Consider the following 22,676-nt stretch of genomic DNA (forward strand, 5'->3'; position numbering starts at 1 on the left):
GTTCACCCCGGGGCAGGCGCCGGGGCGAGGAGGATCATGGACGCCTTCGTCAACTGGGCGCGCAACCAGTCGGTCACCCCCGCGGAGGTCCGCACCCCCGCGTCCGCGGCCGAGGTCGCCGACGCCGTACGGGACGCCGCCAGGACCGGCCGGCGGGTCCGCATGACCGGCACGGGGCACTCGTTCACCGGGGTCGCGCTGACCGACGGCATCCTGCTGCGGCCCGGCGCGCTGACCGGCGTCCTCGACGCGGGCGACGGATGGGTCAAGGTCGCCGCGGGCACCCCGCTCCACGCGCTCAACGAGGAGCTCCACCGGCGCGGCCTGGCGCTGGCCAACATGGGCGACATCACGGCCCAGACCGCCGCCGGGGCGATCCAGACCGGGACCCACGGCACCGGCAGGCACGTCGGCGGCCTCGCCGACCAGGTCGTCGAGCTGGAGATGGTCCTCGCCGACGGCTCCGTGACGACCGTGCGCGAGGGCGACCTGTTCGACGCCGCCCGGGTGGGCCTCGGCGCGCTGGGCGTGCTGACCGCGGTCACCTTCCGGGTCGAGCCCGCGTTCCTGCTGCGGGCCCGCCGAGAGCCGATGGCGTTCAGCCGGATCCTCGAGACGCTCGGCGACCTGACGGAGACCGACGACCACCTCGACTTCTTCTGGCTCCCCCACACCGACACCTGCCTGGTCAAGCGCAACAACCGCGACGCCGGACCGGCCCGGCCTCCCGCGGCGTTCAAGCGGTGGCTCGACAACGTCTTCCTGGAGAACACGCTGTTCGGCGCCGCCTGCGCCCTCGGGGCCCGCTTCCCCGGCGCGGTGCCCACGATCAACGGGGTCTCCGCGCGCGTGCTCGGCACGTCGGAGTCCGTCGACGCGTCCCACCGGGTCTTCACCTCGGTGCGGGAGGTCCGCTTCCTGGAGATGGAGTACGCCGTGCCGCGCCACCACCTCGCCCAGGCCCTGCGCGAGACGCGGGACCTCGTGGAGCGGTCGGGCTGGCCGATCACCTTCCCCGTCGAGGTGCGGGTCACGCCGCCCTCGGACGCCTGGCTGTCCACCGCGTACGGCAGGCCCTCGGCGTACGTCGCCTGCCACGTCTACCGCCAGGCCCCCAACCCCGCGTACTTCGAGGGCGTGGAGGAGATCATGGTCAGGCTGGGGGGCCGGCCGCACTGGGGCAAGCTGCACACCCGGGACGCGGACTACCTGCGTACCGTGTATCCGAGGTTCGGCGACTTCCTCGCGCTGCGCCGCGAATTGGACCCGGACGGGCTGTTCGCCAACGATTACCTCGACCGCGTGCTCGGCGCGTCGCGGGAAGCCTGACCCCATCCCCGCGTAAAGTCCCTCTCCACGGTCCGGCGTCTTCCGCGTGTCGCGTTGCCCGCGCCGGCCCTCGGGCAGGCACATTGCGGAGCACGGGCACACCAGAGCCCGGCGCGCCACTCGAACCCGAGGGAGCAAGCAGGAATGAGACCCTCCCGCAGGTCCGGCCGCACGGCGTACGGCACGGTCACGGCGCCGTGCGCCACGCCCGCGCCGTACGGACGGGCGGTGGGCGCGCACCACCTGAGGAGACACGACCCTCGCTCTCGCCTTCTGGGCCGGATCGGCGGCGCGGCCGCCATCCGTGGACTGCCGCTCCCACACGACCGACAGGTTGCGGAAAGGTGAACGCGAAAAATGTGACCGGGGTCACAACATCTGCCTCGCCCCCTGGCGAGGCGATGTTCGGACATGCCGGGTACGGTGCTGGAAGGCAACCGGCTCACGCGAGAGACTCAAGGGTCCGGGGGAAGACAGAGCACGACGACGAAGGGACTCGCATGCAGGAGCTCCGTCTCGTCGCGGTTAGTGAGGACGGAACGTACCTCGTCCTGGCGACGGCCGGGCGGGGCACGCGCTTCACGCTGCCCGTCGACGACCGGCTCCGCGCTGCCGTCCGCGGCAACTTCTCCCGTCTCGGCCAGTACGAGATCGAAGTGGAGAGCCCGTTGCGTCCCAAGGAGATCCAGGCGCGCATCCGTGCCGGCGAGACGGCTGAGGAGATCGCGGCCACCGCCGGCATTCCGGTGGAGAGAGTCCGCTGGTTCGAGGGGCCGGTTCTCCAGGAGCGCGAGTACATGGCCCAGCAGGCCCAGCGGGTCTCGGTCCGGATGCCCGGCGAGACGACCCCCGGGCCCACGCTCGGCGAGCTGGTCGCCGAGCGGCTGACCCGGCGCGGCGTGCCCGCCGACGAGATCGACTGGGACTCCGCCAAGCGCGACGACAACCTGTGGCGGGTGCGGCTCGGCTTCGTCTGGAACGGTCACACCCGGCACGCCGAGTGGCTCTTCGACCCGCGCCGCCGCCACATCACCCCCAACGACGACGAGGCCATGCGCCTGTCGGCGGCCGAGTACGTCGAGCCGGAGCGGGACGACGCCACCGTGCGGCCCTTCGTGCCCCGCCTCGCGTCCAAGCTCGCCCCGGTGCCGCCGCTGCCCCAGGAGACCTATCCGGCCCGCGACGAGCGCGGTCTCGGCGTGCCCGCCGTACGTCCCGAGCCCGTGCGCTCCGAGCCGGCCGCGCTGGCCGAGCCCGTGCCGCCGCCGCGGCTGAGCCCGCCGCTGCGCGCGGAGCCCGGCCGCGCGGAGTCCGGACGGCCGGAGCTGTACGCGGACGAGCCCGCGGCGTACCGGCCCGAACTGACCCCGGTGCCCTTCCGGCTGCCGCAGTCGCTCATCGCCGCCCCCGACCCCGTGCCCGCCGCCGACGCCAGGGTGGAGCGCCCGGTTGAGGCCGCGGTGGAGACCACAGCGGAGACCGCCGGGGAGCCCTCCCGGGTCGTTCCGCAGGCTGCGGACACTCGGGCCGTCGCCGGCCGGGAGGCCGCCGGAGACGGCGCGGGCCGCGAGGACGGTCAGGACGCGGTGGAACGGCAGGCCGCGTCCCAGCCCGTCGCCGACGCCACGCCCGTGCCCGCGGCGGACGCCGGGGTGCAAAGCCCGCCCTCCGGTGCGACCGGTCCGGCCGATGCCGCCCCTGTCCAGCCCGGCACGCCACGACCAGCCGCCGCGGAGGCCACTGCTGAGGCCACTGCTGAGGCCACCGTCGCCACATCGGCGCCGGGCCGGCAGGAGCCCCTCGCGAACGCTGCGGCGTCCGCCGCCGAGACCACCGCCACCGGGCCGTCGTCCCACCCGCAGGAGCCCGCCGCGAACGCTGCGGCGTCCGCCGGCGTCACCACGACGCCATCCGGCCCCACGGGCACACCCGCGGACACGCAGGAGGCCGGGCGCCCCGCGACGCCCGCGGACGTGTCGTCCGCCGAGCACTCCACGGCGCCCACCGGCACCGCGACGACCACGGGCACCACGACCACGGGCACCACGACCGCCGGCATCACCACCGTCGGCACCACGACCGTCGGCACGGCGGCGGCGCTGGACCCCGTCCCGGCCGGCACCGCGACGACGGACTCCGGGGCGACCGTCCCCGGGGCCGCGGACGCCGTGGCCGCCGATCAAGGAGGCGGTGCCGGCGCAGCCGCGGCAGCGGTCCCGGCCGCTCCCACCGGCACGGACGTGCCCGGCGCGGCTGACGCCCCCCGTGCGGCTGCCGAGGCCGAGCACCCGGCCGCGTCCGATGCGGGCACGGAGACCGGCACAGGCGCAGGAGCCGGCACAGGCGTGGACACCGGCACGGCGGCGGCACCGGACCCCGTCCCGGCCGGCACCGCGACGACGGACTCCGGGGCGAGCGTCTCCGGGGACGCGGACGCCGCGGCCGCCGCAGGCGGCGCCACGGACGAGGCCACAGCGGCGGTCGCGGTTCCCGCCGCCGTCCCCGCACCCGCTCCACCCGCGGAGCCCGTAACGGAGCCCGCCGCCCGGCCGGCGGCAGACACCGCGACGGGCGTGCCCGCGGAGTCCACCACGGAGTCCACCACGGAGCCCACAGCGGAGCCCGCGACGGCGCCCGCTGCCCCGCCGGCGGCAGACACCGCGGCGAGCGTGCCCGCGGAGCCTGCGGCGGCCCCTTCCACCCCTGCCTCTTCCGCTCCCACCCCTGCCGCTGCGGCGGCGGAGGCCGCGACGGCCGCTCAGGCTCCGGCGCAGCCGGCCGCCGGGGCCTCACCCGCGCGGCAGGCTCCGGCTCCCACCCCGGCTGCCCGTACGGGTGACTCCGGGAAGCGTGCGGGCGACGGGCCCAAGGACGGCGCGAAGGAGACGCAGAAGGACGCCCCCAAGGACGCCCCGAAGGACGCCAAGCCCGAGACGCCCGCTCCGCCCGTGCCGAAGCCGGCTCCCCCGCGTCCCCGCAAGTCGCGCGGACGCCGGGCCTCGGTGCCGACCTGGGACGAGATCATGTTCGGCGCCCGCAAGCAGGACTGACCCCGCGGGGCGCCGGGCCTTCGGAGTCCGCTGAGCGGAGTCCGGTGGCGGCATCGGCCGTGATGAACCCGCTGTGGAAAGGCCGGCGGGGAGTTGCGAACTCCCCGCCGGCCTTTCGCACGTCCGCGCGGATGCCCGGATGGCCCCCCTTCGCACGCCCGCGCGGATGCCCTGCCGCGCACGAGGGCCGGCCGCACGAGGGTCGGCCGCGCATGAGGGCCGGCCGCGGCGAGGGCCGTTGCCGGCCCCGTCTCCCGGCATCGCACGCGACCAGCCCATGTCGGACCGTCCGGAACAGTTCCGGACGATCATCAGCCTTGTCCCGCGGCTCGTCGATCGACAGTCTTCCGTGGTGTTCCCCTCTTCCCCTCACGGAGGTTCTTCTCGCATCGACGATCACGCTGGGAACGTTTCCGTGTGCTCGCGGCGGCCGCTCTGGTGACCGCAGGCACGCTGGTCGCGCTCCCCCCGGCATCGCATGCGGCGGTCACGGGGCCACCGCCGCAGGCGTTGATCGCCGGGCGGCCGGGTGCCGGGCCGGCATCCGGCCGCTCCTACACGGAAGGCACGATCCCCCTCGGCGTCCACTACCGCTGGGACGCCGGCCGCGGCCTCGACGCGGGGTTCAACCCGGGTGATTTCGTCTACGTGACCATGCGCGACCAGGGATAGGAGCCAACCACCACCTCCGGACCCTCCGGGCGGCGAAATCCGCTGACCCGGAGGAGTGCCTCGCGTCACCGGTCTTTGTTAGTGTTTCGCCCGGATCGACGCCGTAGCGGGGCTTGGGAGGATCGTCGTGTCAGGGCCCTTAAGCGCGCCTCCCCAACCCGAGGGCCTGACCAACCCGGCCGAGTTCGTCGCCGCGCTGGGCCGTCTCCGCCAGTGGTCCGGCCTGACCTATCGGCAGCTCACGGCCGCCGCGAAGGCGGTGGGGGACGTGCTGCCCACCAGCACGATCGCCGGAGCCCTGGGACGCACGACCCTCCCCAGGGAGGAGTTCGTGGCCGCCTTCGTCCGCGCCTGCGGGCTCGGCGAGGCCGAGACGGCGCGCTGGGTGGCGCACAGGAAGCGACTCGCCGCGGGCCTGACGCCTGCGGCCGATTCGCCGGACGAGGCCATCGGCCCGGACCACGTACCCGGCCGGGCGGAACACCCCGCACCGGCCGAGCGGCCCGGCCACGCCGATCGCACCCCAGCCGGTGAGCCCGAGCGGCCCGGCCACGCCGATCGCACCCCAGCCGGTGAGCCCGAGCGGCCCGGCCACGCCGATCGCACCCCAGCCGGTGGGCCCGAGCGGCCGGGTCAGGTGGATCCCGCGGCCCCTGCCGTACCCGACGACCCCGCCGCACCGGAGGATGCGGAAGGACCACGCCGGGACGACGCCGTACGGCCGGGGCCTCGGGCGCTGCGGCGGTCCACCGTGGCGGGCGCGGGCATCGTGGTCCTGCTCCTCGCCACAGGCGCGATGCTGCCGAAGCTGCGCGCGTCCCTGACCGGCGGCGGTGCGCCGCCCTCGCCCTCACCCGCCGCCGCGACGGCCGGAAGCGGCCGCACACCGCCCTCGGCCATCCCCGGCGCCGCGACGGCCGGGAGCGGCCGTACCCCGCGCGACGGGTGGTACCGCATGATCCCCTCGCACGTCGCCGGACGCGATCTGTGCATCGGCGAGGGACGCGAGCGCAACAAGCGGTCCGACCGGCCACTGGCCGTGCAGCGGCCCTGCCGGGATCTCGTCCCCGACACCTACCTGCAGGCGGCAGGCGGCGGCGCCTACGAGATCCGATGGCACCATCCCGAGGAGGGCGTCGGCTGCCTCATGGTCGACGGTGCGGTGACCGGACCGGAGACGCTGCTCGCTCCCGCGAACTGCTCCGGGGCGGCGCACCAGCGGTTCCTGCTGACGCCCTCGGGGCCGGGGTTCACCCTGCGGCCCCTGCACAGCGGCCTGTGCCTCGGCGCGCTGTACGGCGAGGCCGACGTTGCCCCCGGCGCCGAACTCGCCCAGATGTCCTGCACCGGGCGGCCCGACCAGGTGTTCCTCTTCCGTCCCATGCCCGCCCCGGACTGGACACGCGCCGACCGCACCCCCCGGGCCCACGCGTCCTAGCCGGCCGGGGGCCGGGGGGCCAGGAACGGCTCGAGCCACTCGGGGGTGACCTCGGCGGCGAAGGCGACGCCCTGCTCCTCCCCCGCGTCGACCACCGCGTAGCCGCCGCTGCCCGCGCCGACCCCGGCGACCACGGTCAGCAGGCCCGCCATGCGTTGCGGAAGCGTCTGCCGCACCGTCCACCCGACCACCGCGCGGCGCTCCACGACGACCTGACCGCGGCGCAGGGAGCCCGACCTGACCGACAGACGGGCGCCGTCGTAGGCGTGCCCGAGTGAGCGGTAGCGGTCAAGGGCCAGAGGCACGCCCGCGACGGCGAGCACGGACGCGACGATAGCGGCGAGATCCCAGCCCGCGAGCAGGGCGGCCACGGCGGCCAGAAGCCACGGCGCGACCGCGCGCACGAGCCTGCGGCGGCGGGCGGCGGGCGGATGACGGCGCAACGGCGCCCGGATCGGCCCCACCGCCTCCGCGGCCACCTCCGTGGCGAACGGCCGGGGCGTCACGGGCAGCAGTTGTCCCCTGCTCCGGGCGTCCCCCAATCCGGTGACCAGGGCCCACAGCCGTACGACTCCGGCACGCCGCTCGATCAGGCCGTCGGCCAGCTCGTACCCCCTGATCCTGCGCCGCTCCAGCGACACGGCCCTGCGGGTGAACAGGCCGCGCTCGGCGACGAGATGCCCCTCCCGGGCGCGCAGCGTGAAGTCCCAGTTGAACAGCGCGTACGTCGCCGCGCCGAGGACGGGCATGGCCGCCACGAGCACCAGGGCCGCGGCGATCAGCAGCCCGGGCCGGTCGAGCGCCCATTCGAGCGCGCGCACGGCCGCCCGTTCGCCGAGGCCCAGCTCGCGCCGCCACTGCCAGGCGAGGCCGAAGGCCCCGGCGACCAGCGCGAACGGCGTGAGGAGATAGGCGCCGGACAGGGGGCCGTACATCAGCCAGGCGCGCGGCACCCGGGCGAGCACCCGCGGCGGAACCTCGGCCCGGCCGCCCTCCCCTGCGGCGGGAACGGCTCCCGCGGCCGCGACGGCGGCGCTCCGGGCGGCCTGCGCCGCCGCGCCGGCACCGCGCTCGGCCCGGCCGGCGGCCTGTGACGTCCCCGCGCCGGCCGGTACGGAGGCGGCCGGTCCGGAGGCGGCAGCTTCGGAGGCGGCAGGGAGGGGTCCGCGGGCGAGCAGCACCGCGCGCAGCGCCTCGGCGCGCTCGGCCGTGAGGGCGTCCAGCACGCCCTCCTGCTCGCCGCCTCCGGCACCGGTGTCCAGCCTGAGCACGGCCAGGCCGAGCACGCGGTGGAGCGGTGAGGCGCTGACGTCGACGCCCCTGATCCGTTCCAGCGGAATCGTGCGCACCGAACGGCCGACCAGCGCCCGGGTCAACTCCAGCCTGCCGCCCGCGACCCGGTAGGTGAACGTCGCCCACCGGAGCACCGCGTAGATCACCGAACCGGCGACCCCGGCCGCCGCCCAGCCGAACGACGCCGGCGAGAAGCCCCCGGCGAGCAGCACGCCCGCCAGCGGCAGGATCAGCGAGGGCAGCATGCGGATCGGGTCGATCAGCAGCACCCGCGGGCTCAGCCGCGCGGCCCCGTGTCGCTCCGGCGCGCCGGGACCGCCGGACGGACCGCCGGACGGACCGCCGGGAGGGACGGCGGCGGAGGGCGGCGGGCCGGTCATGTGGCGTCGTCCCTGAGCTCCTCGGCCCGCCGGGCGAGCTCCTCCGCGAGGCGCGCCGCGACCTCGTCGTCCAGCCCGGAGATCGTGGACGAGCCGGCGTAGGAGGCCGTGCGGATCTCCACGGTCGCCAGCCCGAGCAGGCGTTCGAGCCACCCCTGCGCGCGGTCGACCGTCTGGATCCTGCTCACCGGGACGAAGACCCACTGCCTGCTCAGCCACCCCGCCCGCGCGTAGACGACGTCGCCGGACAGCTCCCATCGGTGTACGGCGTACCGCAGCAGGGGTTCCAGGACGATGAAGGGCGCCATGACCACGCCGACGGCGACCGGGAGCAGCCAGGCGTGCTCGGACAGCACGTCCGGGGGCCACCCCGCCCCGCTCAGCCAGGCGGCCGCCGCGGCCGTCCCGCCGACCAGCAGGACGAAGCCGATCAGCGCCTCCACCAGCCACAACACGATGGCGCGGCGCGACACCGGGTGGGCCGGGTCACGGAGCGGACCTGTCACGCCTCCCACCCTAGGGAAGCCGTCAGCGATATGTCAGCGGCTGACGGCCGCCCTCAGGGCCCTGTCAGCGCCGCTCCGCAGAGTGGAGGCGCACACGATCCGAGGAGGCGCGATGAAATATGCGATCCAGGCCGAGGGCCTGGCGAAACGGTACAGCCGGACACGGGCGCTCGACGGAGTGGACCTGCAGGTGCCCCAGGGCCGGATCCTGGGCGTCCTGGGCCCCAACGGGGCCGGGAAGACCACGGCGGTGCGGGTCCTGGCGACGCTCGTGCGGCCGGACGGGGGCGGGGCGCGCGTGGCGGGGTTCGACGTGGTCCGGCAGGCGCACCAGGTGCGCTCGCTGATCGGGCTGACCGGCCAGTACGCGGCCGTCGACGACACGCTGACCGGGGCCGAGAACCTCGTGATGATCGGCCGCCTGCTCGGCCTGACCAGGGCCGGCGCGCGGCGCCGGGCCGACGGCCTGCTCGGCCGCTTCGCGCTCACCGAGGCGGGCGGACGGGCGGCCAAGACCTACTCGGGCGGCATGCGCCGCCGGCTCGACCTCGCCGCGAGCCTCGTGGGCCGCCCCCGGGTGCTGTTCCTTGACGAGCCGACGGCCGGCCTCGACCCGCGCAGCCGCACCGAGCTGTGGGACGTCGTCCGCGGTCTCCAGGACGAGGGCGTGACCGTCCTGCTCACGACGCAGTATCTGGAGGAGGCCGACCAGCTCGCGGACGACATCGTCGTCTTCGACCACGGGAAGGTGATCGCGCACGGCACGCCGGACGGCCTGAAGGCGGCGCTCGGGGGCCAGGTCCTGGAGGTGCGGCCCGTCGAGACCACCCACCTCGACCTCGTCCGGCGTGTGGTGGCCGACGTGCTCGACGTCACGCCGGAGGTCTCCCAGGGCCAGGTCACGGCCCCGGTCCGCGACCCCGCGGCCGTCCCCGCGATCGTACGGCGTCTCGACGACCTCGACGTGGTCGCGGCGGAGCTGTCGCTGCGCCGGGCCAGCCTCGACGAGGTGTTCCTCGCGCTGACCGGGCGCCGCGCCGAGGACCGGCGGCGGGACGCGGAGGCCGCGGCGTGAGGCCGCGGCGGAAGTCACCGGACTCACAAGCCACGAGGAGACGCGAGGAGACGTGATGACCACGATCACCCGGACCGCGCCCGCGGTCGCGGTGGCCCCCCGGCCGGGCGCGGGGGCCGCCCTGCGCCACACGATGACGCTCGCCTGGCGCGGCCTGGTGCAGATCAAGCACAACCCGATGGAGCTGATCGACCTCAGCGTGCAGCCCATCATGTTCCTGCTGCTGTTCACCTACGTGTTCGGCGGCGCGATCGCGGGATCCACGGGCGACTACCTGCAGTTCGCCCTGCCCGGCCTGGTCGCGCAGAACATGCTGTTCGCGAGCATGACCACGGCCGTCGGGCTCAACGCCGACATCGCCAAGGGCGTGTTCGACCGGCTGCGGAGTCTGCCGATCTCCCGCTCGGCCCCGCTCGCCGGGCGCATCGTCGCCGACACGCTGAAGCAGGTGTGGGCGTTCGCCCTGTTCCTCGGGCTGGGCCTGGTGCTGGGCTTCCGGGTGCACACGGGGATCGCCGGGGTGCTCGGCGCGCTCGCGCTGCTGCTGGCGTTCGCGCTCGCGATGTCGTGGACGGCGGTGCTGGTGGGAGTGACGGCGGCGAGCATGGAGAAGGTGCAGATCCTGATGTTCTCGCTGATGATGCCGATCACCTTCACCAGCAACGCCTTCGTCGCCACGGACACCATGCCGTCCTGGTTGCAGAGGTGGGTGGACGTCAATCCGGTCAGTCATCTGGCGGACGCCGTCCGCGGCCTGCTCGGCGGCGGGCCGGTCGCGCCGGACGCCACGATCTCGCTGCTGTGGGCCGCCGGCATCGCGCTCGTCTTCGCCCCGCTCGCCGTGCGCGCCTTCCGCAACCGGTCCTGACCTCATGTGGTGGTCGTGGCTGAGGGGTCACGCACCACCGGACGCGAGGGCCAGCACCTCATCGCGGCTCAGGCCGCGCCCGCGCTCGCGGCACCGGGCGAACCCCCCTGCCCCGATCGCGGCCCGTACGGCGTCGGCCACCCTCCGGTGGTCGACGCTGAGGTCGTGGACGAACCCGCGGACGGCCTCCGCCCCGCCGAGCAGGACGGCGGCCCGCGCGTGGTCGCCGTCGCGGGCGGCGAGCGCCGCGTGCCCGACGAGGACGTGCCCGATGACCGGGGCGTCGTGGGACCGCACGGCGATGGCCAGCGCCTTGTCGTGCAAAACGCGGGCCGCCGCGACGTCGCCCTCCTGCTCGGCCAGCATGCCGAGGGAGGTCGTCAGCGTCGCCTCGAACTGCGGGATCATCCACCCGGCTCCGAGCAGCCGCAGCGCCTCGTCGTACAGGCGCCGCGCCGTCCCGTGGTCGCCGTCCGCGCGGGCGAAGTCGCCCCGCACGTGCCGCGCTCCGGCCAGCCCGATGGGGTCGCCGGTGGCGTCGCACAGTCGCTCGGTCTCACGCAGAGCCGCCTGGGCGGCCTCCCGGTCGCCCGCCGCGTCCAGCGTGACGGCCAGGCGGGTCCGCAGGTACGGCGTCTCCTCGACGGCCCCGACCTCCTCCAGGAGCGCGACCGCCTCCTCCATCAGGAGCACCGCGGCCCGAAGATCGCCGCGCATGGCGTTCGTCTCCGCGAGCACGCTGAGGCAGTTCCCCACTCCCCACCGGTCTCCGACCGCCCTGAACCGGTCGAGCGCGATGACCAGGTCGGCCTCGCCCTCCTCGGACCGGCCCGCGTTGAAGCGCAGCTGGGCGCGGAAGACGCGGGCGGAGGCGGCCACCCAGGGGTCCTCGTGCCCCAGCAGCGGCTCCAGCCGGGACTCGGCCTCCTCGTGCAGGCCGGAGAACATCGACATGATCGGCACCGCGACCGCCACAAGCGGGTGCGAAGCGATGCCTCCCCGGCCCTCGCGCGCGTACCGGATCGTGGCCGCCAGGCTCTCCCCGGCCTGCCGCAGGTTCCCCTCCCCGCCCGCACTGGTGATGCCGTGCACCGCGTGGGCCAGCGCCAGCCGCGTCGGGTCGCCGTCGCCGCCCGCCAGGACCAGCGCCTCCGCCGACCGCTGCGCGCCCTCCAGCCGGTGGCCGGACAGCCACCAGTACCAGCCGAGCGCGCCGACCAGGCGTAGCGCGAGGTCGGTCTCGCCGTGGTCGCAGGCCCATCTGAGCGCCCCCGACAGATTGTCGTGCTCGGCCGACAGCCGGGCCAGCCACTCGATCTGCTCGCTCCGCCGCAGGTGCGGCTCGGCGGTCTCGGCGAGGCCGGCGAAGAACAAGGCGTGGTCGCGCCGCACCCGCAGCTCCCCGCCCGACTCCGCCAGCCGTTCCGCGGCGTACGCCTTGATCGTCTCCAGCATGCGGTAGCGCCCGCCGTCGAACACCACGAACGACTTGTCCACCAGCCTGCCGAGCACGTCGAGGTCGCCCGCGCAGACCTGCTCCGCGGCCTCCAGCGTGGCGCCGCCCGCGAACACCGCCAGCCGCGCGGCGAACGCCCGCTCGTCGGCGTCGAGCAGGTCCCAGCTCCACTCCACGACGGCGCGGAGCGTCCTGTGCCGCGGCATGGCCGTACGGCTTCCCGCGGTGAGCAGCCGGAACCGGTCGCCGAGCCGCTCGGCGATGTGGCCGGCCGTCAGCGTGCGGAGCCGGGCGGCGGCCAGTTCGATGGCGAGCGGCATGCCGTCGAGCTCACGGCAGATGCGCTCCACGGCGTCGCGCTCGCCGTCCACCGCATAACCGGGGCGTACGGCGGCCGCCCGCTCGGCGAACAGCCGCACGGCGTGATCGGGGCCGAGCGGCCCGACCGGCCACAGCCGCTCGCCGGTGATCCCGAGCGGCTCCCGGCTGGTGGCGAGGATCCGCACGCCGGGACATTCGGCGAGGAGCCGGTCGGCGAGCGCCGCGGCCGGCCCGACCACGTGTTCACAGTTGTCCAGCACGATCAGCGTGTCGCGCCCCGCCAAGGCGGAGACGATGCGGGCCACCGGGCCGGACTCCCCACCCGGCGCGGACGACCTGGCGGACACCGGGCGGACGGGCACCAGGCCGGTGTCGCGCAGGCCGAGCGCGGTCAGCGCGGCCTGCGGCACCTCCGCCGCGTCGCCGACCGGTGCCAGCTCGACCAGCCAGACCCCGTCGGGCACGAGCGCGGCGATCGCCTCGGCGGACTCCACCGCGAGCCTCGTCTTGCCCGCCCCGCCCGGGCCGAGCAGCGTGACCAGGCGGTCGGCGGCGAGGATCTCACCGATGCGGCCGACGTCGTCGTCCCGGCCGACGAAGCTGGTCAGCCGGGCTTTCAGGTTGCCCCGGCGCGGCGGCCGCGGGCCGCCGGAACCTACCCCGGGCGGATTCGCGGGCGGCGGCGCCGGACCGGGCCCGGCGGGCGTCGCGGCCGGTGACGGCCGCGTCCCCTCCGCGGCGGGCTCGCCCCTCAGCATCGCGAGGTGGACCCCGGCCAGCGCGGGCGAGGGGTCGGCCCCGAGCCGCTCCGCGAACACCGACCGGGCCTCCTCGTAGGCGGCCAGCGCCTCGACCCGGCGGCCCGCTCCGTAGAGGGCGCGCAGGAGCTGCCCGTGCAGCCGCTCCCGCAGCGGGTGGGCGGTGACGAGTGTCCGCAGCTCCGGGACCAGGTCGGCGTGCCGTCCCAGGGCCAGCTCCGCCTCGACACGGTTCTCGGTGGCCGTGGTCCTGAGCTCCACCAGCCGCGCCACCTCGGCCTCGGCGCTCGGCAGATCGGTCAGCGGGGCGCCGCGCCACAGGCCGAGCGCCTGACGCAGCAGGCCGGCGGCGCGGCCCGGGTCGCCCGCGTCCAGTGCGGCCGCCCCCTCCCTCGCGAGGCGGGCGAACAGGTGGAGGTCCACCTGTTCACGCGAGACGGCCAGGCGGTATCCGGACGGCCCGCCGACGACGAGGCCGCGACCGGCGGTGGCCCGGAGCCGGGACACCAGCGCCTGCAGGGCGTTCCCGACGCCGCCGGGCGGACGGTCGTCCCAGACCCCCGCCACGAGCGCCTCGGTGGAGACGGTGCGGCCGGCGTCGAGCAGCAGGAGCGTCAGCAGGGCCCGCAGCCGCTGCCCGCCGACCTCGACCGGCCGCCCGTCGCGCCGCACGTCGAGGGGGCCCAGGACGGCGAAGCTCATGCCCGATCCCGGCGTGTCCCCCTGCATGCCTCGATTGTGGCGGAAAAGGGCGCGCGAAGCCTCACACCCCCGCACAACGGTCCTCGGGCGCGTACGGATCGATTCCGAAGACATCGAGGTCAACGGCCCGAACGGGTCTGATCACCGGTACGGATCACCGCGATCCGGTCGGGGCACCTGTCCAATCCGCGTAGCATCATCGGGCATGGGGTCGCCGAGAAAATCAGCGGTCGCGCGAGCCGCCGTCACGGTGACGGCGTTCACGCTGGCCGCGTCGGGCTGCGGAATCCTGGGCGGGGGATCGCCGAGGAACCTCGACGTCATCAGCGTGTCGAGCCCGCAGTTCCGCGACGGCGCCCCCCTGCCGGACGACTACTCCTGCAAGGGGGGGCAGGGCAACCCGCCTCTCCGCTGGTCGGGCACGTCGGGCGCCAAGTCGGTGGCCCTCGTGGTCGACGACAGCAGTCCTCTCAGCGGCCCGGAGGTGCACTGGGTGGTGTACGACATCGACCCCGCGACGACGGAGCTGGGCATGAACGACGTCCCCCGGGGTGCCCGGCAGGGGAGGACGACGAGCGGGAAGGTGGGCTATGCGCCCCCATGCCGGGCCGACGGCAGCTACCGTTTCACTGTCTACGCCTTGAACGCGAAGCTCGACCTGCAGCAGGGGGCCGACCTCGCGCAGACTCTGGAGGGCATCGCGAGTCACACCATCGCCCGTGGGCGCCTCACGGCGAACACGATCGAGTGACATGCCGAGCACCGGAGGTAGTCGTGCTACACCAATCTTCGCCTAGGGTGTGACAACGGTCATTGTGGTCGAGCAGAATCGGTTCCAATTGCTGAGCGCAGGTGATCAAAGGGGGCAGGTCGCGTCGATGGCCGCGCGATCTCACCGGCGCCGCAGAAAGGCCATGGCCTTGAGGGTGGTGCTATGACTGCGGTCATTGTGGGTCTTGTCGCCGTCGTGCTTCTTGTGCTGCTGGTCGTGGCGCTGGGCATGCGGTCGATGAACCGCAGGGAGAGCGCTCTCTCCGCCGAGCGCATCAAGGCGATGGCCGAGAACAAGGGCCCCAAGCCCCGGCGGCCCGCCGAGGAGACGTTCTTCGAGAGCTTCCCCAAGGGGTTCGACGCCTTCGAGGAGCCGGAGAAGCAGCGGCCCGCACCGCGCCCGGCGCCCCGTCCCGGCGGGCGGCAGGCCGCGCGGCCCGCGCAGCGCGGCGGCAAACAGCCCGCCGCCGCCCGCGGCAAGCGCGGCGTGGACGAGTGGGGCGAGGCCGACGACTACGACGACGACTACTGGTCGCGCGTACGCGCCGACGACGGCGGCTTCGGGGGGACGATCGCCGCGAAGATGGCCACCCCCCGTCCGGTGGACGAGACCGCGGGCGTGACCGGCGCCCCGGCCCAGGCGGCCGACCCCGACGCGGCGACCGTGCAGGCCCCCCTGCCCTCCCGCTCCCGCGCCGGCGGCTCCGAGCCCGTGATGCCCGCCGCCCCCGTTCCCGCCTCGGCCCTCGCCGACCAGAAGACCGTCACGTTCTCCGCGCCGACGCCCGACCTGCTCGACGCCGCCGCCGCGGCGGCGGGCTCCCCCGCGACCGGTCCCTTCGACGCGAGCCGTTCGACCGGCCCGTTCGACTCCCCCGCCGCGAGCGACCCCTTCGCCGCCGCCGCGCCCCAGCCGGCCTCGCCGTCCACCCCGGGCGCGTCCGGCAGGCCGGGCAGGTCCGGCCGGTCGTCGCGCGCCGCCCGTCGCGCCGCCGCCGCTGCCGCCGCCGAGACCGGGGGCTCCTACGACAGCCCGCGCGCCACGGGCCCGTTCCCGTCGTCCGGGAGCGCCGCCTCGTACGGGACGCAGCCCGCCGACCCGCTGGGGATCTCGGCGAGCACCGGCCCCTTCGGGGCCCCCGCGTACGACACGCCCGCGGGCACCGGGCCCTTCACCGCCCAGGGCGGCACGGGCTCCCACGCCGCCTCCCCCGACGGCCGCTACGACACGGCGCCGTCCTCCGCCATCCCGGCCACCGGGTCCTTCGTCGCGGCCTCCTACGACGCGGCCCGCACGAGCGGCGCGTTCGACGCCGCGGCGTCCACCACCGCGCCGGGCGACGCGCTCGCCGACCCCGCGCCCCGCTCGACCGGCGGATCCTTCGACGCCTGGGCGGGCTACGAGACACCGCGTTCGGACACCTACGACCAGTCCGGCGTCGCGACGGGCCCGTTCCGCGCGGCCGACAGCCCGTCGTACGCGCCCGACGTGACGGGCGCCGGTGCCGACAGGGGCGGCGCCACCGACCCCGGCTGGCCGGTCGCGGGCAGCTACCCGCCGGTCCCCGCCACCTCCGCTCCCACGACGGACCCCTCCTGGGCGGGCGCCCGCGACGTGCTCGACGACCCCGAGCCGCCGCGCGGCGCGTCCTCCTGGCCCAACGCGGAGACCTACCAGACCTCGGCCTACGACGGCTACACCTCCGGCTACCCCGCCGAGGGCGGCTACGCGGCCGGCTCGATGCCGCCGGCCGCACCCTCCACCCCGTCCTACGAGGTGAGCGCGGGCTGGGCGACGATCGACGCCTCCGACGCGGTGACCGGCTCCGCGCCGGGGACCGCCTCGCCGTACGAGTCGGCGGGCTACGACGCCCCGTCGGGGCAGAGTCAGTACGGCTACGACCGGCAGCAGCCGCAGCAGGGACACGGCGACGCCCAGCAGCAGTCGTGGCCCGAGCAGAACACCGGGGGAAGCTGGCCCTCCTACGACGAGCTGTACGGCGACACCCCCACCTCGGCGAGCGGGCGGCGGGGCAGCCACCGCAACCCGGAGAGCGACTATCCCGACTACTACCGGTGATTTTCCCGTTCACTGCCTGGTGACGGTCTACGTGGCTGACATATCGTCGGCCCATGACAATCAGTGACGACGCGCTTTCACGCCGTAACTGGAAGTCCGTACTCCGGCATGACGTGCCCGCATCGCTGGTGGTCTTCCTGGTGGCGGTGCCGCTGTCGCTCGGCATCGCGGTCGCGTCGGGCGCACCGGTGGCGGCGGGGCTCGTCGCCGCCGTGGTCGGCGGCGTGGTGGCCGGCGCTCTCGGCGGGTCCGTCGTCCAGGTGAGCGGCCCGGCCGCCGGGCTCTCCCTGGTCGTCGCCGAGCTCGTGCACACCTACGGCTGGCGCGCCACCTGCGCCATCACGGTCATGGCCGGTGTCCTCCAGCTGGGGCTGGGCTGGCTGAAAGTGGCGCGGGCGGCCCTGGGGGTCTCCCCCGCCGTCGTCCACGGCATGCTCGCCGGGGTCGGCGTCGTGATCGCGCTGTCCCAGCTGCACATCGTGCTCGGCGGCTCGCCGCAGCGCTCCGCGCTGGAGAACGTCGTGGAGCTCCCCGCCCAGATCCTCGACAACCACACGCACGGCGTCGTGATCGGCGTGCTGACGATCGGGGTCCTGCTCGTGTGGGGGCGCGTCCCCCGGCTGCGCGCCGTGCCCGCCCCGCTCGCCGCGCTGATGGTCGCGGCGCTGACGGCCGCGCTGACGGGCTGGGACCTGACGAAGGTGGACCTGAAGGGCGGGTTCTCCTCGGTCGAGGCGCCGCTGATGCCGCAGGGCGACTGGCACGCCATCGCCGGAGCCGTCCTGCTCGTCGCCCTCCTCGCCGGGGTGGAGTCGCTGCTGACCTGCGTGGCCTCCAACCGCCTGCACGACGGTCCGCGCGCCGACCTCGACCGCGAGCTGACCGCGCAGGGGGCGGCGAACGTGGTGTCCGGCGCCCTCGGCGGCCTCCCGGTGGCGGGCGTCGTCGTCCGCACGACGACCAACGCACGGGCGGGCGCGCGCAGCCGCTGGTCCACCGTGCTCCACGGGGTGTGGGTGCTGCTGTTCACCGCGGCCTTCGCCTGGGTGATCGCGATGATCCCGCTGGAGGCGCTCGCGGCGCTGCTGCTGTTCATCGGCGTCCAGATGGTCAATCTCGGGCACGTCCGCAACCTGCGCGGCCACCGCGAGATCCCGGTCTACTTCGTGACGATGGCCGGGGTCGTGCTGATCGGCCTGGCCGAGGGCGTGGCGCTCGGCCTCGGGCTGGCCGCTCTGCTGGCCCTGCGCCGCCTGGCCTGGGTCTCGGTCGACGTGCGGCAGGCGGGCGAGCGGCGATGGCGCGTCGTGGTCGACGGGTCGCTGACGTTCCTCGGCGTGCCCCGGCTGGCCGAGGCGCTGCGCGGCATCCCCGCGGGGTCCGCTGTCGAGCTGGACCTGCACCTGGACTTCATGGACAACGCCGCCTTCGAGACCCTGCACGCCTGGCGGCTGGAGCACGAACGCACGGGCGGCGTCATCGACGTGGACGAGCCGCACGGCGAGTGGTATTCCGCCGCGATCAGCGGCGCCCGCCTGTACCCGGCCAGGATCCCGCCCCGGCACGACCGCTGGTGGCTGCCCTGGGCCTACCGGCGCGGCTCCCGCCCGACGCACTCCGGGGACGCCGGTTCCTACGAGGTGATCGACGCCGGCGGCGCGGGCGGTGGCGACCCCGACGGCGTCTCCGCGCTCCCCGGACCGCAGGGCGTGCCCGACCTGCTGGAGGGGACGCGGGAGTTCCAGCGCCGGACCGCGCCGATGGTCCGCCCGCTGCTCCACCGCATGGCCCGCAAGCAGTCGCCGTCGCATCTGTTCATCACCTGCGCGGACTCCCGCATCGTGCCGAACATCATCACCGCGAGCGGCCCCGGCGACCTGTTCACGCTGCGCAACATCGGCAATCTGGTGCCGCGCGCGGGAGCCGTCCCCGCCGACGACTCGGTCGCGGCCACGATCGAGTACGCCGTGAAGGTGCTCGAGGTGCGCATGATCACGGTCTGCGGGCACTCGGGCTGCGGGGCGATGACCGCCCTGCTCGGCGAGGTGCCCGAACTGCCCGCGCTGCGCAGCTGGCTGCGGCACGGGCGGCAGAGCCTGGCCCGGTTCGTGGCGGAGGAACGGACCGAGGACGACGCCGGGCCGCTCGACCGGCTCTGCCGGGTCAACGTGATCCAGCAACTCGACAACCTGCGGACCCACCCGTTCGTGGACACCCTCGTACAGGCGGGCAGGCTGGAGCTCACGGGCCTGTACTTCGACATCGGCGCGGCGCGGGTGCACGTGCTGGAGCAGGAGCGCTTCACGCCGGTTCCCGAACTGCGCACCGGCTGAGCCCGGCCCGGCCGGGGAGGGACGGCCGCACGGCGGCTCGCCGGGACGTCCGGCGGGCCGCCTTCCGCTGTGAGCGGATCATGTCCGCCGACCGTGAAAGGGGGCAGACGCGCAGCGCGGGCAGGCCAAGGATGTCCGTATGAAAATTCTGGTCATCGGCGGTTCGGTGTTCCTCGGACGCGCCATCGTGGAGGAGGCGCTGCGGCGCGGTCACGAGGTCACGACCTTCAACCGCGGCAGGAGCGGGACCGACCTGCCGGGGGTGGAGGCGGTCCGCGGCGACCGTGAGGTCGCCGGCGACCTGCGGCGGCTCGCGGACGGCAGGCAGTGGGACGCAGTGGTCGACGTGTGCGGGTTCGTCCCCCGCGTGGTCCTGGAGTCGGTACGCACGCTGTCGGGGCACGCCGCGCACTACACGTTCATCTCCAGCATCTCCGCCTACCGGGACTGGCCCGGCAAGCAGGGGGTCGACGAGACCTTCCCGCTGTTCGACTGCCCGCCGGACGCGGACGCCGAGTTCGGCGACTACGGCGTGCTGAAGGCCGGCTGCGAGCGGGCGGTCGAGCAGCACTTCGACGGCGGCGCCCTGGTCATCCAGCCCGGCCTGATCCTCGGGCCGCACGAGAACGTGGGCCGGCTGCCCTGGTGGCTCACCCGGATCTCCCGGGGTGGGCGGGTGCTCACCCCCGGCGACCCGGACCGGCCGATGCAGCTCATCGACGCCCGTGACATCGCGGCCTTCACCCTGGACCAGATGGCGAGGGGAACGACCGGCCGCTACATGACCGGCGGGGTGCGGGGGAACGCCACCTTCGGCGGCTGGCTGAACGACTGCGCGGAGGTCACCGGGTCCGACGCGGAGTTCGTCTGGGTCGGCGACCGGTTCCTGCTCGACCAGGGCGTGCAGCAGTGGACCGAGCTTCCCCTGTGGTCGGCCGCCGGGGAGAGCGAGGGCGTGTGGACCCACTCCTCGGCGAAGGCCATCGCCGCGGGTCTCACCTGCAGACCGGTACGGGAGACCGTGCGCGACACCTGGGAGTGGCTGAAGGACATCCCCGAGGAGCGGCGCAGCTTCGGCGGCGTCCGGCTGAGCCACGGCATCGACCCGGAGAAGGAGGCGCGCATCCTCGCCGCGTGGGACGCCCGCTCCTGACCACGACCGGCCTTCCCCCGCGCGGCGGAGCGCGGCCGCGCGGGGCTTTAGGCTGTCGGTCATGATCTGGGTGGTATCGGCGGTGGCCGTGCTGGTCGTGTTGGGGGCGCTCGGCGTGGCCGGCCGCCTGCCGGGAATCCCGTCCCGGCGGTCCACGCCGCGTCCCTCGGGGGGCGGCCGCACCGTTGACCGCCGCCCCGGGGGCCGCGGCGGCGAGCAGGCACGGCCCGCGGGACGAGGCACGGGCGGGACCACGCGGCCGGGCACCAGGCCCGGGAGCGGCGCCGGCCCCGGCACGAGGCGCGGCTCCGCCGGCCACGCCCCCGGGACCGGTGGCGGCCGCCGGGCGACGGGCGGCGACGCGGGCGGGCGCGGCGGTGCGGCCACCCAGGCCGGACCGCGTCCCGGTGAGATCTGGTGGGCAGACGTCCCCTACGAGGACGGGCCGGGCCACAAGGTGCGACCGTGCGTGGTGCTCAGGACCTACCGGGGCGGCGCCGAGGTCCTGAAGATCACGAGCCAGGATCGCCGCGACCGCGACGACCACGTGGAGATCCCCACCCGTACGTGGGATCCCGACGCCGACCACAACAGCTTCCTCGACCTCACCGGGCCGGTCCGCGTCCCCGTCGCCGACTTCCAGGACAGGGCGGGCACGCTCGACGCGCGCATTTGGCGGCAGGTCTGCCGCCTCCACGACATCACCCCGAACTGACCCCGCCCGGCCCGGGAACGGCCTGTCGTGGAAACCCGCCGGTGGGCCGGGACGTCACCACGGCGAGCCGGGCTCGCTCACGCCGCCACCCCGGAACCAGCGCGTGCCGTCAGCGCGGTGACGCGGGTCCTTCCGTGTCGCCGCGCGGCGGCAGCCCCGCGGCGATACCGTCGAGCAGCCGGTCCAGGCCGTAGGCGAAGCGGTCGTCGGCGCCGGTGTAGCGCCGCCCGCCCTCCTTCGTCATCCGTTCCAGCATGGGATAGTCCCCCGTCGCGATGAGCGACTGGATGTAGGACAGATGCTGCGCCAGCCGCTGCGCCAGCGTGAGCCCCGACCGCCGGAGCGCCTCACCCTCGGCCAGCTCGCTCTGTATGTAGCCGTTCACGTACGCGAAGACCGCGCCGACGAGGGTCAGCATCTCGTCGACGCTCAGGCCGAGGCCGTCGAGCATGCCGAGGGCGGTCTCCGTGAGGCGTGCGCTGTTCGGGCCGACCTGCGCGCGGCCGGCCGCCAGCGGCGCGAGCCACGGGTGGCGGAGCATGGTGCGCCGGGCCTGCCAGGCGAGCAGGCGAAGCCCCTCGGCCCAGTCGTCCGGCGGCTCCCGGTCCTCCGGCAGGTACTCCCGCACCACGGTGTCGAGCATGAGGTCGAACACCTCGTCCTTGCCCGTCACGTAGCGGTACAGGGACATCGTGCCCGCCCCGAGATCGGCGGCCAGCCGCCGCATGGAGATGGCCTCCAGCCCCTCGGCGTCGGCGATCCTGATCGCGGCCTCCGCGAGAGCGGCACGGCTGAAGCTCGGCCGCGGCCCCCGGGCCGGGCGCTCGGGTCGCATCCACAGGTTCTCGTGGCCCGTCATCGTTCATCGCCCCACGTCATCGCGCTATTGCGTACACCGTACCGGGTAGGTAGGCTCGCATCGAAAAAATGAGTACGTCGTACTCAGTTTTTGGCCGCCCGTCGAGGGGATCCCCCATGCCCGCAATCCTCGCCAGGGACGACTTCACGGCTCCCGGTGTCGAGCTGTTCGACTTTCCGCCGCTCTGGCCGGGCGCGCCGTACTGGCTGACCAAGCCCGTGGTGCTGGCCGCGGTCGGCGTGGTCCTGCTGTGCGCGCTCGCGTGGGGCGCGTTCGCGCGGCCGTCGCTGGTCCCGCGCGGCCTGCAGCATTTCGGCGAGTACGGCTACCTGTTCGTCCGCGACCAGGTGGCCCGGCCGTTCCTCGGTGCGAACGCCGAGCGCTGGATGCCGTTCCTGCTCAGCCTCTTCTCGGTGATCCTGCTGTGGAACCTGTTGGGCGTGATCCCGGGAGTGCAGTTCCCGGTTAACTCCCACATCGCCTTCCCGGTGGTGTTCGCCCTGGTCGTGTACGTGATCAAGCTCTATCTCGGCTTCCGGCACCACGGGGTGGGCGGATATCTCAAGAGCCTGATGTTCCCGCCCGGCCTGCCGAAGCCGGTCGCACTGGTCCTGTACGCGCCGCTCGAACTGCTCTACACGTTCGTCACCTCGCCGTTCACGCACGCCGTCCGGTTGTTCGCGAACATGTTCGCGGGTCACCTGCTGCTGGCGTTCTTCAGCGCGGTGGGATTCTGGTTCCTCGTCGAGCAGCCCACGGTGCTCGGAGTCCCGGTGGGTCTGCTCAGCGTGGCCACGGCCGTCGTGATGACCGCCCTGGAGATATTCATCCAGTTCCTGCAGGCGCTGCTGTTCACCATGCTGGCGGCCATGTACATCGGCGACGCCCTGAACCCGGACCACTGAGCGGGCGCTCGT

Annotated in this window: 16 protein-coding genes; 12 read left to right on the forward strand and 4 right to left on the reverse strand. The window is 74.8% G+C overall.

What is annotated here, in order from left to right; genetic code table 11:
* The first annotated feature begins 36 nt into the window (after positions 1–36).
* The 4 genes from AAH991_RS03730 to AAH991_RS03745 all read left to right on the forward strand — a co-directional run bounded on the left by AAH991_RS03730 (position 37) and on the right by AAH991_RS03745 (position 6,489).
* Positions 37–1,329 (forward strand): D-arabinono-1,4-lactone oxidase, encoded by a 1,293-nt coding sequence (locus AAH991_RS03730; RefSeq protein WP_346224296.1) that lies wholly within the window; start codon positions 37–39, stop codon positions 1,327–1,329.
* Positions 1,330–1,829: 500 nt separating this feature from the next.
* On the forward strand, positions 1,830–4,379 hold the full coding sequence (gene sepH / locus AAH991_RS03735; protein WP_346224297.1) for a septation protein SepH: 2,550 nt from the start codon (positions 1,830–1,832) through the stop codon (positions 4,377–4,379).
* A 417-nt stretch (positions 4,380–4,796) separates the two neighbouring features.
* Positions 4,797–5,051, forward strand: coding sequence for a hypothetical protein (locus AAH991_RS03740; RefSeq protein ID WP_346224298.1), 255 nt, complete (start codon positions 4,797–4,799; stop codon positions 5,049–5,051).
* A gap of 127 nt (positions 5,052–5,178) precedes the next feature.
* Positions 5,179–6,489, forward strand: a complete 1,311-nt coding sequence (locus AAH991_RS03745) for a helix-turn-helix domain-containing protein (protein ID WP_346224299.1) — start codon at positions 5,179–5,181, stop codon at positions 6,487–6,489.
* Here the strand turns inward: AAH991_RS03745 and AAH991_RS03750 are convergent.
* A complete protein-coding gene (locus AAH991_RS03750; protein ID WP_346224300.1) occupies positions 6,486–8,162 on the reverse strand; it encodes a PH domain-containing protein in 1,677 nt (558 codons plus the stop codon). The two genes, AAH991_RS03745 and AAH991_RS03750, sit on opposite strands and share 4 nt — an antisense overlap.
* The gene (locus tag AAH991_RS03755) at positions 8,159–8,668 is read right to left on the reverse strand and encodes a PH domain-containing protein (RefSeq protein WP_346224301.1); all 510 of its coding nucleotides are present in this window, start codon (positions 8,666–8,668) and stop codon (positions 8,159–8,161) included. The genes AAH991_RS03750 and AAH991_RS03755 overlap by 4 nt, the downstream gene beginning before the upstream one ends.
* Positions 8,669–8,780: 112 nt before the next feature.
* Between AAH991_RS03755 and AAH991_RS03760 the strand changes: the two genes are divergently transcribed.
* Together AAH991_RS03760 and AAH991_RS03765 are read left to right on the forward strand one after the other, a co-directional pair.
* Positions 8,781–9,743, forward strand: a complete 963-nt coding sequence (locus tag AAH991_RS03760; RefSeq protein WP_346224302.1) for an ATP-binding cassette domain-containing protein — start codon at positions 8,781–8,783, stop codon at positions 9,741–9,743.
* Between the two features lie 55 nt (positions 9,744–9,798).
* Positions 9,799–10,611 carry an ABC transporter permease gene (locus AAH991_RS03765; protein WP_346224303.1) on the forward strand — a complete coding sequence of 271 codons (813 nt, stop codon included), beginning with the start codon at positions 9,799–9,801 and terminating at the stop codon, positions 10,609–10,611.
* A gap of 27 nt (positions 10,612–10,638) precedes the next feature.
* On the opposite strand, the gene AAH991_RS03770 is transcribed toward AAH991_RS03765, so the two are convergent.
* Entirely contained in the window at positions 10,639–13,875 is a 3,237-nt protein-coding gene (locus AAH991_RS03770; RefSeq protein ID WP_346224304.1) for an ATP-binding protein, read from the reverse strand.
* Positions 13,876–14,053: 178 nt separating this feature from the next.
* Here AAH991_RS03770 and AAH991_RS03775 point away from each other — a divergent pair, with 178 nt between their 5' ends.
* From AAH991_RS03775 to AAH991_RS03795, 5 genes are all read left to right on the forward strand, one after another.
* A complete protein-coding gene (locus AAH991_RS03775) occupies positions 14,054–14,599 on the forward strand; it encodes a YbhB/YbcL family Raf kinase inhibitor-like protein (RefSeq protein ID WP_346224305.1) in 546 nt (181 codons plus the stop codon).
* Positions 14,600–14,782: 183 nt separating this feature from the next.
* The gene (locus tag AAH991_RS03780) at positions 14,783–16,699 is read left to right on the forward strand and encodes a hypothetical protein (RefSeq protein ID WP_346224306.1); all 1,917 of its coding nucleotides are present in this window, start codon (positions 14,783–14,785) and stop codon (positions 16,697–16,699) included.
* Positions 16,700–16,752: 53 nt separating this feature from the next.
* Positions 16,753–19,032: a SulP family inorganic anion transporter gene (locus AAH991_RS03785; protein WP_346224307.1), complete on the forward strand. Its 2,280-nt coding sequence runs from the start codon at positions 16,753–16,755 to the stop codon at positions 19,030–19,032.
* A 139-nt stretch (positions 19,033–19,171) separates the two neighbouring features.
* The gene (locus AAH991_RS03790) at positions 19,172–20,185 is read left to right on the forward strand and encodes an NAD-dependent epimerase/dehydratase family protein (RefSeq protein ID WP_346224308.1); all 1,014 of its coding nucleotides are present in this window, start codon (positions 19,172–19,174) and stop codon (positions 20,183–20,185) included.
* A gap of 61 nt (positions 20,186–20,246) precedes the next feature.
* Positions 20,247–20,900 (forward strand): type II toxin-antitoxin system PemK/MazF family toxin, encoded by a 654-nt coding sequence (locus AAH991_RS03795; RefSeq protein WP_346224309.1) that lies wholly within the window; start codon positions 20,247–20,249, stop codon positions 20,898–20,900.
* Positions 20,901–21,009: 109 nt separating this feature from the next.
* Here AAH991_RS03795 and AAH991_RS03800 read toward each other — a convergent pair whose 3' ends face one another.
* The gene (locus tag AAH991_RS03800; protein WP_346224310.1) at positions 21,010–21,759 is read right to left on the reverse strand and encodes a TetR/AcrR family transcriptional regulator; all 750 of its coding nucleotides are present in this window, start codon (positions 21,757–21,759) and stop codon (positions 21,010–21,012) included.
* A 116-nt stretch (positions 21,760–21,875) separates the two neighbouring features.
* On the opposite strand from AAH991_RS03800, the gene atpB reads away from it, so the two are divergent.
* Positions 21,876–22,664 (forward strand): F0F1 ATP synthase subunit A, encoded by a 789-nt coding sequence (gene atpB / locus AAH991_RS03805; RefSeq protein ID WP_346224311.1) that lies wholly within the window; start codon positions 21,876–21,878, stop codon positions 22,662–22,664.
* The last annotated feature ends 12 nt before the right edge of the window (positions 22,665–22,676 follow it).

This window comes from Microbispora sp. ZYX-F-249, assembly GCF_039649665.1.
GTDB lineage: Bacteria > Actinomycetota > Actinomycetes > Streptosporangiales > Streptosporangiaceae > Microbispora > Microbispora maris.

What these genes read in the sequence shown, in the direction of transcription:
- AAH991_RS03730 (WP_346224296.1), top strand. Translation starts at nt 37, where the DNA reads ATGGACGCCTTCGTCAACTGGGCGCGCAACCAGTCGGTCACCCCCGCG.
- sepH (WP_346224297.1), top strand. Translation starts at nt 1,830, where the DNA reads ATGCAGGAGCTCCGTCTCGTCGCGGTTAGTGAGGACGGAACGTACCTC.
- AAH991_RS03750 (WP_346224300.1), bottom strand. Translation starts at nt 8,162, where the DNA reads ATGACCGGCCCGCCGCCCTCCGCCGCCGTCCCTCCCGGCGGTCCGTCC.
- AAH991_RS03760 (WP_346224302.1), top strand. Translation starts at nt 8,781, where the DNA reads ATGAAATATGCGATCCAGGCCGAGGGCCTGGCGAAACGGTACAGCCGG.
- AAH991_RS03765 (WP_346224303.1), top strand. Translation starts at nt 9,799, where the DNA reads ATGACCACGATCACCCGGACCGCGCCCGCGGTCGCGGTGGCCCCCCGG.
- AAH991_RS03770 (WP_346224304.1), bottom strand. Translation starts at nt 13,875, where the DNA reads ATGCAGGGGGACACGCCGGGATCGGGCATGAGCTTCGCCGTCCTGGGC.
- AAH991_RS03775 (WP_346224305.1), top strand. Translation starts at nt 14,054, where the DNA reads ATGGGGTCGCCGAGAAAATCAGCGGTCGCGCGAGCCGCCGTCACGGTG.
- AAH991_RS03780 (WP_346224306.1), top strand. Translation starts at nt 14,783, where the DNA reads ATGACTGCGGTCATTGTGGGTCTTGTCGCCGTCGTGCTTCTTGTGCTG.
- AAH991_RS03785 (WP_346224307.1), top strand. Translation starts at nt 16,753, where the DNA reads ATGACAATCAGTGACGACGCGCTTTCACGCCGTAACTGGAAGTCCGTA.
- AAH991_RS03790 (WP_346224308.1), top strand. Translation starts at nt 19,172, where the DNA reads ATGAAAATTCTGGTCATCGGCGGTTCGGTGTTCCTCGGACGCGCCATC.
- AAH991_RS03795 (WP_346224309.1), top strand. Translation starts at nt 20,247, where the DNA reads ATGATCTGGGTGGTATCGGCGGTGGCCGTGCTGGTCGTGTTGGGGGCG.
- AAH991_RS03800 (WP_346224310.1), bottom strand. Translation starts at nt 21,759, where the DNA reads ATGACGGGCCACGAGAACCTGTGGATGCGACCCGAGCGCCCGGCCCGG.
- atpB (WP_346224311.1), top strand. Translation starts at nt 21,876, where the DNA reads ATGCCCGCAATCCTCGCCAGGGACGACTTCACGGCTCCCGGTGTCGAG.